At 39.8% G+C, this 13,450-nt stretch carries 12 protein-coding genes and 1 pseudogene; 11 read left to right on the top strand and 2 right to left on the bottom strand.

Translation table 11 applies throughout. The features are described 5' to 3' along the window. Positions 1-25 precede the first annotated feature (25 nt). The 8 genes from RCC89_14335 (at position 26) to trmB (ending at position 9,928) form a co-directional block, all read left to right on the top strand. On the top strand, positions 26-3,055 hold the full coding sequence (locus RCC89_14335; GenBank protein WMJ74334.1) for a tetratricopeptide repeat protein: 3,030 nt from the start codon (positions 26-28) through the stop codon (positions 3,053-3,055). A 1-nt stretch (position 3,056) separates the two neighbouring features. Next, on the top strand, positions 3,057-4,739 hold the full coding sequence (locus tag RCC89_14330; protein ID WMJ74333.1) for a hypothetical protein: 1,683 nt from the start codon (positions 3,057-3,059) through the stop codon (positions 4,737-4,739). A gap of 1 nt (position 4,740) precedes the next feature. Then, a complete protein-coding gene (locus RCC89_14325; protein ID WMJ74332.1) occupies positions 4,741-5,802 on the top strand; it encodes an SPOR domain-containing protein in 1,062 nt (353 codons plus the stop codon). A gap of 68 nt (positions 5,803-5,870) precedes the next feature. After that, the gene (locus RCC89_14320) at positions 5,871-6,566 is read left to right on the top strand and encodes a MotA/TolQ/ExbB proton channel family protein (protein ID WMJ74331.1); all 696 of its coding nucleotides are present in this window, start codon (positions 5,871-5,873) and stop codon (positions 6,564-6,566) included. A 5-nt stretch (positions 6,567-6,571) separates the two neighbouring features. Further along, positions 6,572-6,985, top strand: coding sequence for a biopolymer transporter ExbD (locus RCC89_14315; protein ID WMJ74330.1), 414 nt, complete (start codon positions 6,572-6,574; stop codon positions 6,983-6,985). A gap of 8 nt (positions 6,986-6,993) precedes the next feature. Then, positions 6,994-7,881, top strand: coding sequence for a hypothetical protein (locus tag RCC89_14310; protein WMJ74329.1), 888 nt, complete (start codon positions 6,994-6,996; stop codon positions 7,879-7,881). A gap of 49 nt (positions 7,882-7,930) precedes the next feature. Continuing rightward, positions 7,931-9,178, top strand: coding sequence for a folylpolyglutamate synthase/dihydrofolate synthase family protein (locus RCC89_14305; protein ID WMJ74328.1), 1,248 nt, complete (start codon positions 7,931-7,933; stop codon positions 9,176-9,178). A gap of 6 nt (positions 9,179-9,184) precedes the next feature. Beyond that, on the top strand, positions 9,185-9,928 hold the full coding sequence (gene trmB, locus RCC89_14300) for a tRNA (guanosine(46)-N7)-methyltransferase TrmB (protein WMJ74327.1): 744 nt from the start codon (positions 9,185-9,187) through the stop codon (positions 9,926-9,928). On the opposite strand, the gene RCC89_14295 is transcribed toward trmB, so the two are convergent. After that, positions 9,912-10,850, bottom strand: coding sequence for a 1-phosphofructokinase family hexose kinase (locus RCC89_14295; GenBank protein ID WMJ74326.1), 939 nt, complete (start codon positions 10,848-10,850; stop codon positions 9,912-9,914). The two genes, trmB and RCC89_14295, sit on opposite strands and share 17 nt — an antisense overlap. Positions 10,851-10,874: 24 nt before the next feature. Then, a complete protein-coding gene (locus RCC89_14290; protein ID WMJ74325.1) occupies positions 10,875-11,504 on the bottom strand; it encodes a hypothetical protein in 630 nt (209 codons plus the stop codon). Positions 11,505-11,612: 108 nt separating this feature from the next. Between RCC89_14290 and RCC89_14285 the strand changes: the two are divergent. The 3 genes and pseudogenes from RCC89_14285 (at position 11,613) to mnmA (ending at position 13,431) form a co-directional block, all read left to right on the top strand. Beyond that, positions 11,613-11,927: pseudogene (locus RCC89_14285) on the top strand (thioredoxin family protein). 3 nt (positions 11,928-11,930) lie between these two features. Then, on the top strand, positions 11,931-12,173 hold the full coding sequence (locus RCC89_14280; protein WMJ74324.1) for a hypothetical protein: 243 nt from the start codon (positions 11,931-11,933) through the stop codon (positions 12,171-12,173). A gap of 139 nt (positions 12,174-12,312) precedes the next feature. Continuing rightward, entirely contained in the window at positions 12,313-13,431 is a 1,119-nt protein-coding gene (gene mnmA, locus RCC89_14275) for a tRNA 2-thiouridine(34) synthase MnmA (GenBank protein WMJ74323.1), read from the top strand. Positions 13,432-13,450 lie beyond the last annotated feature (19 nt).

Below are 13,450 nucleotides of genomic sequence, written 5' to 3'. Positions count from 1 at the left end.
AACCGGAGCTTTTTCCCGGAAAGCTATGTCTAAAAACATAATTTATATATTTCTGTGCCTGCTTTTGGCACAGGGACTTTCAGCTCAAAACACTATGATACGCACCGCCGACGACCTAGATTTCCGAAGGGGAATTGAGTTGTTGGACAATAAAAAGTATGCGGCTGCCAGAGAGTTTTTTGAGCGGTTTTATGCCCAAAACCCTCATGGGTTAATGGCTGCTGATGCAGAGTACTATATTGCTTATTCAGCGATGAACCTCTTCCATCCTGATGCTGAAATACTTTTTCAGGCTTTTCTTGAAAGGTATCCTTGGCATGCGAGGGCTTCGGAAGCTTATTTTGATTTAGGTACCTTTTATTATAATAATAAAAGTTATGATAAAGCCATTGAGTACCTAGAAAAAGTCAACTTCTCCCAAATGGACAGGGAAAAAAGCTCTGAAGGAAAGTTTATGCTGGGATATTCTTTTTTTACGAAGAAGAAATTTGACCAGGCCCTTGAAACTTTTGATGGCATAAAGTCTACCAACCACAAGTATACGTATGCGGCCAACTATTATGCTGGGTATATTAATTACCGGAACGAAGATTATGAGCAGGCTTTGACAGATTTGAAAGTGGCCGAGCGCAATGATTCTTATAAGAACATAGTCCCTTCTTTACTGGTAAACATTTACTATAAGCAAGGCGATTACGACCAGCTTCTTTCCTATATCAGCAAACTCGAGAAGAAGGATGGTGACCTTCAAAACGCCGGTGAAATTTATTTGATCGCCGGTGAGGCCTGGTTTATGAAAAAAGATTATCAGAAAGCAGCAGAATTCTTTAACAAGCACATCAACAGTGTACGTGGAAAACCTGCCCCAGAGGTACTTTATAGGATGGCTTTTTCTGCGTTCAAAAATGAGTCCTATGAAGAGGCCATTGATAATTTTAAGCTGGTTGCTGGACAAAAGGACTCCATTGGTCAAAATGCTGGCTATTACCTAGGGGTTTCTTATGTAAAAACTGATAATAAGACTTTTGCACTTGCCGCCTTTGACCAGGCGCGGAAGTTAAGTTATAACAAAGAAATTCAAGAAGAAGCCTATTTTCAATATGCTAAAATCAACTACGAGCTAGGCAAATTCAGTGATGCTATTCATGTATTGAAGTCTTTTACCAAGACTTATCCAGACAGTGAACATGCTGGGGAAGCCAGCGAGCTGATGAGTGAATCTTTGTTGAAGTCTAATAATTATGACGAGGCTATCAAATATATAGAAGGGCTTAAAAGCCGTACGCCTAAAGTGAATGCCGCTTACCAAAGAATCGCATTTTATAAAGGGGTAGATGAATTTAATAGAAGCAAGTTCCGTGAGGCTATAAAGTCGTTTGAGAAATCTTTACAACATAAGATAGACAACGAATTGGTTATTGCGGCTTATTTCTGGCATGGAGAAGCCCTTTCTGTCATGCGAGAATATGAAGCTGCAATTAATAGCTATGCGGCAGTGTTTCGTAGTCCAGACTATGAAAAAACAGGTTTTGGAACTAAAGCCCGGTATAGCATTGGCTACGCATATTATAATACACAGCAATATGAAAAAGCCTTGCCTCATTTTCGTGAGTATGTGTCTAGGTTAAGGAAAGCGGAAAACAAATTGAACTACATTGACGCTTTGGTACGTCTTGCGGACCTTTATTATGTGTCTAAAAATTATGAAGACGCCCTTAAGTACTACGATGAAGCTATTGATAGAAAAAGCCCTGACACAGATTATGCTTGGTACCAAAAAGGGCTCGTGTACTCATTGAACGATAAGCCCACAAAAGCTAAAAAGAGTTTTTCTACAGTAATAGACGACCATCCTACTTCATTGTATCTTGCTGATGCTGTTTTTCAAAGAGCGCAGCTGAATTTTCGTGAGAACAATTACGAAGACGCAATTAGCGGATTTACTACTATTGTAGAAGAGCATGTAGGTAGCGTATATGTACCGTTCGCTTATTTAAGAAGGGCTTTGGCTTACTCAAACCTTCAAGAGCATAAAAAGGCGCTGCAAGATTATGAAGTTATCGTTGAAAAATTCCCAAAACATGAGGTGGCGCAAGAAGCTTTGCGTGGGTTGCCACAACCACTGGCTGCTTTGGGAAGGGGCGAAGAAGTAAGTGCCTATATAGAGCAAATCAAAGAATCTAACCCTGATGTAAATACAGAGGGAATTGAGTATGATGCTGCCTATAACTTGTACTCTCATGACAAGTACCCTAAAGCCATAGAGGCTTTCAGAAAATACTTGGAAACATATCCAGAAGGAGGCAATGTGTATGATGCTAAATTCTTCTTGGCGGAGTCTTTCTATTATAACAATGAAAAAGAAGAAGGAAAGGACTATTATAAAAGTGTAGCAAAGCAAAGAGGCGGTATGTATTACAACCGTGCGTTGAGCCGACTTTATACCATTGCTCTTTCTGCAGGAGAATTGAAAGAGGCTAAAAACTACCTTCAGTTATTGCTTCCTGTAGCCAAAAACAAAAAAGAACGTGCCAATGCCTGGACAGGTCTTATGGAGCTTTATTATAAGCTGGATAAACTGGATTCTTCAGCCCATTTTGCCAATCAAGTCCTTAGGCATGGCGGTGGAACTATTGACTCAGAAACTAAAGCCATGTTACATTTAGGTAAAGTGGCGTATGCAAAGAAAGAGTACACCGAAGCTAAAGATCATTTTGTATCTACGGTAAATACGGCAAGAGATGCTTCTGCTGTAGAAGCACAGTATTTGATCGCCAAAATCCAGTATGAGCTTGAAAAGTACAAGCAATCTCTAGAAACACTTTATGAGCTGAACAAGAGCTTTCCTGCAAATGATGAGTGGCTAGGAAAATCCTTTTTGCTTATATCTGACAACCTAATTGCTTTGGATGAAATTTTTCAGGCAAAGGCTACTTTAAATTCCATTATTGAGCGCTCTCCGCATCAAGAAACTGTGAACAAAGCTAAAGAAAGATTGAAAGAACTTGAAGAAGAGGAAGCGTCAGAAAAAAACATAGAGACAACTAATGAATAATATGAAAATATATAAGTTGGCAATTACTTCTTTTCTGTTGCTGGCGCTTTCGGTCAATGTATGGGCTCAAGATGATAAGGATAAGGAGAAGGAAAGAGAGAAAGAAGAGGCTGAAGCAGAAGATAAGGGGCTTAAAAAGCTGCTTATCTTTGAAAAAGAAGCTGTTCTCGAGTTGCCTACTGCGGTTAGGAAATATGAGAAAATCAGCTTTGAAAAAGATGTAGAAGAAAAAGAGCCTCTTGATTATGAGTTCTCTGATGTAGAGCTACTGCTTCCTGATGTGGACATGAAGGTGAAGGTACCTGTGATTCGTCCTGCAGAACTACCTAAGCTTTATGGAAATTATGTAAAAGCAGGTTTTGGCAACTATGTAACGCCCTATTTTGAAAGCTACTTTAACAACAAAAGAAACGATCGATTTATGTATGGTGTTCATGCCAAGCACCTTTCTTCACAACGAGGTCCGGTAGAACATTCTGGCGTCAGCGAAAACGTCTTGAGTGCTTATGGTAAGTACTTTTTGGGCTCAGCAGCTTTAACTGGGCGTTTGGGGTATAACAGGAATATGTATAACTTTTATGGTTTCCAGCCCGGAACCATTGTGGATAGAGATACGATAAGGCAAGTATTTAATATATTTTCTGCTAGTGCTTTACTTGAAAATACAGACAAAGATGCAGCCCTTGACTATAAAGCGGGTGTCGACTATTTCCGTCTGGATGACCGGTTTGATGCAGTAGAAAATGAAGTGTTAGGAAGGATTAGCTCTTCCTATAAAATTGATGATAATAAATTTATAGATTTCAAGGGTGTATACTCAAACTCAAGGAGAACGGACAGTGTGGCTCAGAGTCGTAATTATTTACTTCTTCAGCCTGGTTTCTTATTGACCAATGAGAATTACAGTGTCCGTTTGGGTATCAATACTGCCTGGTCTAATGATACTTTAGACGCTTCCGGTGGGGTAAAGGTTTATCCGGATATTGAAGTCAATTACCATTTTATCCCAGGACAGTTGACATTTTTTGGTGGGTTGACCGGCCAACTAGAGCGTAACGTGTTAAGAACCTTTGTGCATGAAAACCCATGGTTGATTTCAGATGTACCTTTGAACCATACCAACAAAACATTGGAAATCTTTGCGGGTGCTAAAGGTAATGTTTTTGAAAAACTCAATTACAATGCAAGGGTTTCTTATGCGACTTACCAAAACTTGTGGTTTTTTGCCAACAGTGCTGTAGATTCTTCGCAGTTTACGATTCTTTATGACCACGGAAATTCTACTGTGCTAAACATTGCTGGAGATGTTTCGTATGATTTATCACAGAGGTTAAGGGTTGGGGCTAAGGCAAATATTTTTAACTATAGCGTGAATTTAGATCAGCCTTGGCATAGACCAACTTTTACAGGAAGCATTAACGGTTCTTATAATTTACAGGACAAAATATTTTTTAATACTGATATTTACTATATTAGTGGCATTACAGCACGTAATTTTATGACCGGAGAAGATTTTAATCTTCCTTCTATCATTGACTTGAACTTGAAAACAGAATATAGGTTTTCTTCAGCTTTTTCAGCTTTCTTAGAAGTAAACAACATTCTGTCAAGGAACTATCAGCGATACTTGTACTATCCGGTCAGGGGTATAAATGTATTAGGCGGTTTAACATATTCTTTTTAAAATGGTTGAAAAGTATCTACAAGAACTTTTATTTGAGCATGACTGTGTGGTTGTTCCTGAATTTGGTGGCTTTTTAGCACGTCCCATTGGAGCAGAAATTCACCCTGTTACGCATAAATTTTTTCCTCCTTCAAAAAAAATTGCCTTCAATGAGCAACTGAAGCTTGATGATGGGGTACTGATATCTGCTATTACCGCCGGGGAAGGCATTTCTAGGGCAGATGCATTGAATGCAATTCAAAAACACGTTGAGAAAGTTTTTCAAGAAATTGAAGCATCTGGTCAATATGTTTTTAAAGATATTGGTAAGGTTTTTAAAAATGTAGAAGGCAACCTGGAGTTTGAACCGCAAGGTAATATTAACTACGAAGAAGATAGTTTCGGGCTTTCTGAGTTGTACATAAAACCTGTCAATAAAGATATTACGCCAATTCATAGAAATCCAGAGCATGCAAAACCGGTAATCATTAACAGGCCGGCTATAAAAAAAGAAAATACTCCTATGCCAGAAAAGAAAGAAAAGAAAGGATTGAAGGCGCTTGCACTTATGGTACCTGTGTTGGTGCTAATAGGTGCTGGTATTACCTTTTTTGCACAAAAAGATGACGCATTGCTGAGCGGACTTTTTGCTGGAAACAATAGTGCTGAGGAATTTGAGTCTGAAGGTGTAGAGGAAAGCCTAGACTCCGCTATAGAGGTAGAAGAAAAAGGGCACGAGGTTGAACCACTTTTAGAAGAGGTAGAAACAGAGGAAGAACCGCTTGTTTCTGAGGAACTGCCTGAGGCAAGTGAAGAAGAGGAAGCTGAGGAGGTGTCAGCCCCTGAAATACATACAGTAAAGTACTATTTGGTTGCCGGAGCGTTTTCTAATCAAGCAAATGCTGTGAAACTTTTTGAAAAATATACTTCCAAAGGTGTAGATACAAAACTGATTGAGCCGGCAAAGGGCAACGGATTGTATAAAGTTACAGTCGCAGAGTTTGAAAGTGGTAAAGCTGCTTTTGCGGAAATGGAAACTTATAAAAAACAATTTGGAAACGATCTTTGGATTTTGAAATATTAATTTTTTGCTTTCGTTTTATTAAAAACACTAAATAAGTTTTAGTAATTATATCCTGGTATATGTCCTACATGAATTCTCTGCTTCAGATAACTACCACAGGTTCTGAAGAAATTTTGGGAGCTGCCGAAGCTGCAGCAGGTAGTGAGTCTCTTACCCTGCTTGATTTGATAATGAAGGGTGGCATTATTATGATCCCGCTCTTTATACTTTCTATCATTGCAGTATATATTATCGTTGAGCGTTTGCTTAACCTTAAAAAGCATGATAAAGACCCTGATAAGTTTATGGACCGTATTAGGGATTTGGTATATAGGGGAGATACGGAAGCGGCACTTAAGCTTTGTCGTAGCTTTAACACACCTTTTTCCCGGATGGTAGAGAAAGGAATCACTAAAATTGGAAAACCGCTTAGCAATATAGAGGCCTCTATTGAAAACGTAGGTAAAATAGAAGTTTACCGTCTGGAAAAGAACCTTTCCAGTCTAGCTACCATATCAGGAGCAGCTCCTATGATCGGCTTTCTTGGTACTGTAATAGGTATGATCCAAGCTTTTATCTCCATTGCTCAAGTAGAAGGTACTATTAGTCCAAAGCTATTGTCTACAGGTATTTACCAGGCAATGATTACTACCGTGGCAGGACTTGCTGTTGGTATTATCGCTTATTTTGGATATAACTTTTTAGTGGCCAAAGTGCAGAAGATCATCCATAAGATGGAATATGCTTCCATTGAATTTATCGAACTACTTCAGGAGCCTAAATAATTTATATGAAATTCAGATCGAAAAATACGGTAAAACCTGAATTTAATATGGCATCAATGACAGACCTTATCTTTCTGTTATTGATCTTCTTTATGCTTACTTCCAACTTGGTAACACCTACAGCATTACCTGTAAATTTGCCTTCAAGCAAAGAAGGTATTATTGAAATCCAAAAGGTTAATGTTACCGTTACCGAGGACCTTGAATATTTTGTCAACGAGCGCAAGGTTGTTTTCTCCAAATTAGAGGAAGAAATTAAGTCTTCCTTAAAAGGAGAAAAGTATCAATCAGGTGATAAAACAGTACCTGTTGTAGTGCTTCATATTGACAAAACTGTCGATGTAGAGTATTTGGTGAAGGTTGCAGGTATTGTTAATGGTTTGGGAGCAAAAATTTCATTAGCTACAAAATCTGAATAAAAGATTATATGAATAGCAGTAAAGAAGAAAGAAAGAATGAACGCATTGGCATTATCGTGTCAGTGGCTGCTCATGCTTTATTTCTATTGTTTTTCCTCATTTTTACTGCATGGAAGGAACCGTATCCGCCAAACCCTGGTATCCCCGGAGTTGAGCTTGCATTAGGTTTTGAAGACGTTGGAAGTGGTGACGCCAATGATGCGGCCCCAGAAAGCGATGCTGAGCCAGAAGATACTGAAGTGGAGGAAACGGAAGCACCAGATCCTACACCTGATCCAACTCCAGATGCAGAACCTCTAGAAGATGCGTCTGAACCTGATCCGGTAGTAGAAAGTGGGTCTGATATTCAAAGTGCGCCTGTTGAAAGCCCACATACAGTTCCTGATAGTGAAAAATCAGCTCCTAAGCCTAAAGAAGCTAAGGATACTAAAAAGCCAGAGTCTGAGAATAAAGAAGAGAAAAAAGAGAAGAAAGAAAATGTGGCTAGTGAAAATATGATGCCATCAGGTGGTAGTTCTGGCGATACAGATAAAAAAGGAAACCAAGGCAGCGAGGAAGGTAGTGTGGATGCCCAAAACGTTTATGGAAGTCCAGGCGGTGGCGGTGGTGGCGGCAGCGACTCTGAAGGCCCTGAACTTGATATTGATGGTTGGAAGTGGGATGATAAGCCTGATAAAAAAGACAGCTCCAATGAAAGCGGAAAAATTGTTTTTGAAATCCGTGTCGATGACCAAGGCTGGATTAAAAACTCCAAAGTATTGGAAGCTACAGTTAGCCCTTCGGTAGTACAGTTTTATAAACAACAAGTAGACAGGCTTACCTTTACCAGAAGTTCTTCTTCGCAAGCCCCTCCTGTCACAGTTGGTCGAATCACTATTGTAGTTAAATCAAGATAGCACCGTGGACTATCAACAAACGATTGACTATCTATATAATAGTCTCCCAATGTTCCGCAATGCAGGCGCGGGGGCTATTAAACCTGGACTGCACAATACAGAAGCCCTTTGTAAGCATTTAGGTAATCCTGAAAAAAAGATTAAAACTATCCATGTTGCCGGTACCAATGGCAAAGGTAGTTCTAGTCACATGCTGGCAGCTATTCTTCAAAGTGCTGGTTATAAAACAGGGTTATTTACCTCTCCTCATTTAAAATCATTTACCGAGCGTTTTAGGATCAATGGCGAAGAAATGCCTGAGGAGTATGTGGTAGAGTTTGTCGCTAAGCATAAGGACTTCTTTGAAGCGCTTGAGCTTTCTTTTTTTGAAATGAATGTGGGAATGGCTTTTGCTTATTTTGCAGAACATCAAACAGACATAGCTATTATAGAGACTGGACTGGGAGGTCGGCTTGACTCCACCAATGTCATCACACCAGAATTGTCCCTCATTACCAACATAGGCTACGATCATCAAAATATCTTAGGAGATACACTGGATCTGATCGCGACTGAAAAAGCGGGTATTATTAAGTCTGGGGCACCGGTAGTGGTTAGCCAGACACAGCAAGATATAAAACATGTTTTTGAGTCAAAAGCAGCGGAGCAGCAAGCAAAGTTGTTTTTTGCAGATGACGTTTATAATGTATCTAGTCATGAGCGTACTGTCCGTAATTTGAAGGTCAATGTTTTACGTGATGGAAAGGAGTATCTCACAGGCCTTACTTGTAGCTTGAATGGATTGTATCAAACCAAGAATATTCCTGGTGTTTTAATGGCTGTGGAGGTTTTAAACCAGCGTGGGTTTAAAATCGATGAAGCACATATAGTTAAAGGCCTTTGTGATGTAGTTCGGTTGACTGGCTTAAAAGGTCGTTGGCAAGTACTGAGTGAAAAGCCGTTGGTGATTTGTGATACAGGGCACAATGAAGATGGTATTAAAAATATAGTGGCGCAATTGCAGCTATCTTGTAAGGATAAACTGATATGCATATTGGGCTTAATGGCCGACAAAGATACAGATAAGATACTTTCGCTTTTCCCTAACCATGCTTATTACTATTTTTGCAATGCCCATACACCAAGAGCAATGGATGCAGAGACGTTGGCTTTAAAAGCGCTTCCACATGGGTTGATAGGTGAAGTGGTATCGGATGTAAACAAAGCCCTGGCTGCCGCAAAAGAAAGGGTAGGGGAAGACGATTTGATTTTTATTGGAGGTAGCACCTTTTTGGTTGCTGAATTAGATAATTTATAATAAGATATGCCCAGAAGAAAGCTTGCTAGGTTTGAACACAATGCAAAAGCTGCTAATGTGATTGAACCGGGAAAAGAAATTTATAATACGATTAAAGGAAATTGGAGTAAGTTCTTTAAAAATGATAACCCTATAGTCCTCGAATTGGGTTGTGGCCGGGGTGAGTATACTACTGGGCTGGCCAACCGTTTTCCTGAGAAAAATTTCATAGGCGTGGACGTGAAAGGGTGCAGGATTTGGAAAGGCAGTACGGTCGCAATTGAAAACAATATGCACAATGTTGCTTTTCTGAGGGCGCAGATAAGGTTGATCAGGGATTACTTTGAGAAAAATGAAGTAGAAGAGATCTGGGTGACATTTCCTGACCCAAAACCTCGTGACCGTGATGAAAAGAACCGTTTGCCTGGACCAGAATTTTTGGGCATTTACAAAGATATATTGAAAGAAGGCGGACGGGTACATCTGAAAACAGACTGTGTGCCTCTTTTTGATTTTGCTTTGGAAAAGCTACAGCTTGCCGGCCGGGGCAATACTATGTTTCCTTTTTACATTAAAAGTCTTGAGTTTACACATGACTTATATAGCTCAGAGCTTCTAAAGGAACAGCATGGCATACAGACCACCTATGAAAAGAAATTTTTGGGGGAAGGATTGAAGATTAACTATTTAAGGTTTCAGTTATTCTCCAATCCTGATTATGTTAAAAAGGTAGAAGAACCAGAAGTGTCAGCGCTTACTTCTGATGACTAATCCACCTAAATAAGTTTTCGACATCGTGCTTTCTGAAAAGCTCAGTTCCAGGATTCATGGTGGCAGCTGTACCACAAGCTACCCCAAACTGGACGGCTTCCAGATGTGATTTGCCCAAAGAAATTTGGTGGACCATTCCTGCCACCATACTGTCCCCTGCACCTACTGTACTTTTCTTTTTTACAGAAGGTGCGGGTATGTGTTTAATACCTTCTGTTCTGGAGGCCATCAAAGCACCTGAAGGACCTAAAGATACAGCGAGCAGTTCTACATCATAATTGTCCATAAGTTTTTTAGCGCCCTCTTCTTGTTCTTCATTTGTTCTTAGTTCGCCACCTACTATGGACTGTAGTTCTTTTAGGTTAGGCTTGAGCAGAAATACTGGCTTTTTGAGTACTTCACGTAAGGAGTCCCCAGATGTGTCTACAACATATTTAATGTTGTTTTGTGCAGCCTTTTCAGCGAGTTTTGCGAAAAAGTCCACAGGGGCATTTTGTGGTAAGCTTCCACTTGCGACCAATATTTCTGTTCCGGTAGCTGGATCTGTAGCAGTATCTATGAACCTTTGAAGTTCCTCCTCTGTGAGTTCCGGGCCAGGAAAACCAAAACGGAACTGATGGTTGGTAGCTTCTTCTACAACAATAAAGTTTTCCCTGTTCCAGTTTTTAGTTTCTATAGGCATTTGCTCTACACTTTCTCTGTTAAGCAGCTCTTCCATTAGCAAGCCGGTTGCACCTCCCTGCGGATAAATGGCAATAGATTTTCCACCCAGTCTTTTTATACCTCTGGAAACATTAATGCCTCCTCCTCCTGGCTCAAAAACAGGTTCGCTACATCTTAGTTTACTTTCTGGGTATACATGGTCTATGGTCGTGCTTTTGTCAATGGCAGGACTTACTGTAAGCGTAAAAATCTTTTTCATGATGTTTTAAAAAATTAATGTAGTTTAATCATCCAGTTCTATGGTTTCAAGAATGTCGGCCAATTCATCAAAAGTTTTGTAGCCAGGGCGAATTTCTTCTCCTCCTTTGAGCGAAATTCCTGTTGGGTTAATCTCCTCCAGGACCTCAACGATATTTTCATTAGTTAAACCTGTTCCTATAAATATGTTGTATGCCGAACACCATTTTTTCAGCATGTCTTTATACAGAAGGAGGTTTTCGATGTCATCGTTTTCCAAGACATAACCCGAAACCATGTCATTATGTTGCTGTAGTTTTGCTTCCGTGCTTTCAGGCGAGCCGGAGTCGAAAGCAACTTTTAACAGTATCGGCAGATCGGTTTTCGGTGTATATTCTAAAGATTCTGTCAAAATCAACTCAGGGTCTGTGTCCTTTATCAATTGGAGGTTCTTTTCTGAAAGATCTCCCACTTCCGCTACAAGCTTTACGCCAGCCACCCAGCCAGCTATGTCTTTTACTTTTTTTAACTCTGTATGAGATTGAAGGTTAGGGTCTATAGAGAATCCGAGCATGTCTACCCCCATGCCAGCACAATACCTGGCATCGCTAAGGTTATTGACTGCTCTTACCAATACACTAGTTTTTAAAGCCATTGATTTGAATTGTTGGTTCATTCAAAATAAGCTTTGGCATTGGAATAAAACAAATAAATTAAGTTAATTGTTAATTTAAAGTTTACTTATTGATTTTCTATATTTGTATTTAAATAAAAAGGATTTTTTATGAGCGTTATTACATGTGATGATTCTGACTTTGATCAGGTGTTGAATAATAATGATAAAGTAGTCGTTAAGTATTATGCTGACTGGTGTGGCACGTGCCGTCTTTTCAAGCCATAGTTCAAAAGACTTTCGGGCGATGAAAGGTTTGACGGAGTTGCTTTTGCAGAAGTAAATGCTGAGAAAAACCCTCAGGCAAGGAAAAAAGGAGGTGTAAACAACCTGCCAACCTTTGCTATATTTAAAGGAGGGGAGCTGGTTGAAAACTTGGCAAGTAGTAAAGAAGATGCGGTGGTCGAACTCATTCAAAAACTTTGATATATGAAAATTCCTGTTATAAAAAAACTTGTTGAGTCTTACAATCCTGAAGAGCTGAGTAATGCTGAAATGGATTTGATTGATGGTAAAGAGCTTTCCATTGAAGTAGAAGGTAATGATGAGGGTGAACAGTTGACCCATATTATTGCAGCCCTTTGGATAATGGAAGAAATGCGCAACAACAACCTTGAGTTTAAAGATGCGCTTAGAGAGTACACCAAAAAGGTCAGGGAATCTATTAGCTGACCAATAGCTTCAGGATTTTCATTTTTTATCTATTACCTTTGTAAAAAAGAATTTGGCTATACCGGATCTTGTGATGGATCCGGTATGGGCTATTATAGCGCTTTTGCTTATTCCACACATTTTCTTCTGATAATAAATTATGACAAATAAAGGTAGGGTTTTGGTAGCCATGAGCGGTGGTATAGATAGTTCTGTGGCAGCCGTTATGCTTCACGAAGAGGGGTATGAAGTAATTGGTATGACTATGAAAACCTGGGACTATGTATCCTCAGGTGGAAACAATAAGAAAGAAACTGGTTGTTGCAGCCTTGACTCTATCAATGATGCAAGGAATGTTGCTGTAAGCTTAGGCTTTCCTCACTATATACTTGATATCAGGGAAGAATTTGGAGATTATGTGATCGATCACTTTACTGATGAGTATCTGGCTGGTCGTACTCCTAACCCTTGCGTAATGTGCAATACCCATATCAAGTGGGATGCCTTGTTGCGCAGAGCTGATCAATTGAAATGTGATTTTATAGCTACAGGGCATTATGCGCAGTTGAGAGAGGAAAATGGCAGGTATGTCATATCTAAAGGAATAGATGAAAACAAAGATCAGTCTTACGCTTTGTGGGGCATTTCGCAGGAGAGCCTTAGTAGGACAATATTTCCTCTTGGCAAACTTAAAAAAACGGCTATTAAAGAATTTGCCAAAGATAGAGGCTTTGTAGAGCTTGTCAACAAATCTGAGTCTTATGAAATATGCTTTGTGCCGGACAATGATTATAGGGGCTTTCTCAAAAGAAGAATACCTGGACTTGAAGAGCATGTAAAAGGTGGCGAGTTTGTGCTGGAAGACGGTACGGTGGTAGGCACGCATGAAGGGTACCCGTTTTATACTATTGGACAGCGTAAAGGATTAGGGGTCGCTCTTGGATACCCTGTATATGTTTCTGAAATTATTAAAGATAAAAACAGGGTTGTCCTGTCTTCTGTGGAAGGCCTGGCCCGTGATGGTATGTGGGTAAGTAAATTGATTATGGGCAAATATGTAGATCTTAAAGGCAGAAAACTAGAAACGGTGACAAAGGTTCGGTATAACGATAAAGGTACGCCTGCATGTATAGAGCAGGTGGACGATAAGATGAAGGTCTTGTTTCAAAAAGGTGTTTACGCTATAGCGCCTGGACAGGCCGCTGTATTCTACGAAGGAAACGATGTCGTTGGTGGTGGCTGGATTGAGTCTAGTTTTAAGCAAAGTGAAGCATCATAACCCCTTTTTGACAAACAGG

Source organism: Cytophagaceae bacterium ABcell3, from assembly GCA_030913385.1.
In the GTDB taxonomy this organism is placed as follows: Bacteria; Bacteroidota; Bacteroidia; order Cytophagales; family Cytophagaceae; genus ABcell3.
Note: the sequence above shows the minus strand (reverse complement) of the source record. Positions and strands in the feature narration are given on the sequence as shown.

Coding starts and splice junctions, on each gene's coding strand:
- RCC89_14280 (WMJ74324.1), top strand. CDS start 11,931: ATGAAAATTCCTGTTATAAAAAAACTTGTTGAGTCTTACAATCCTGAA.
- RCC89_14295 (WMJ74326.1), bottom strand. CDS start 10,850: ATGAAAAAGATTTTTACGCTTACAGTAAGTCCTGCCATTGACAAAAGC.
- RCC89_14320 (WMJ74331.1), top strand. CDS start 5,871: ATGAATTCTCTGCTTCAGATAACTACCACAGGTTCTGAAGAAATTTTG.
- mnmA (WMJ74323.1), top strand. CDS start 12,313: ATGACAAATAAAGGTAGGGTTTTGGTAGCCATGAGCGGTGGTATAGAT.
- trmB (WMJ74327.1), top strand. CDS start 9,185: ATGCCCAGAAGAAAGCTTGCTAGGTTTGAACACAATGCAAAAGCTGCT.
- RCC89_14325 (WMJ74332.1), top strand. CDS start 4,741: ATGGTTGAAAAGTATCTACAAGAACTTTTATTTGAGCATGACTGTGTG.
- RCC89_14335 (WMJ74334.1), top strand. CDS start 26: ATGTCTAAAAACATAATTTATATATTTCTGTGCCTGCTTTTGGCACAG.
- RCC89_14290 (WMJ74325.1), bottom strand. CDS start 11,504: ATGAACCAACAATTCAAATCAATGGCTTTAAAAACTAGTGTATTGGTA.
- RCC89_14305 (WMJ74328.1), top strand. CDS start 7,931: ATGTTCCGCAATGCAGGCGCGGGGGCTATTAAACCTGGACTGCACAAT.
- RCC89_14310 (WMJ74329.1), top strand. CDS start 6,994: ATGAATAGCAGTAAAGAAGAAAGAAAGAATGAACGCATTGGCATTATC.
- RCC89_14315 (WMJ74330.1), top strand. CDS start 6,572: ATGAAATTCAGATCGAAAAATACGGTAAAACCTGAATTTAATATGGCA.
- RCC89_14330 (WMJ74333.1), top strand. CDS start 3,057: ATGAAAATATATAAGTTGGCAATTACTTCTTTTCTGTTGCTGGCGCTT.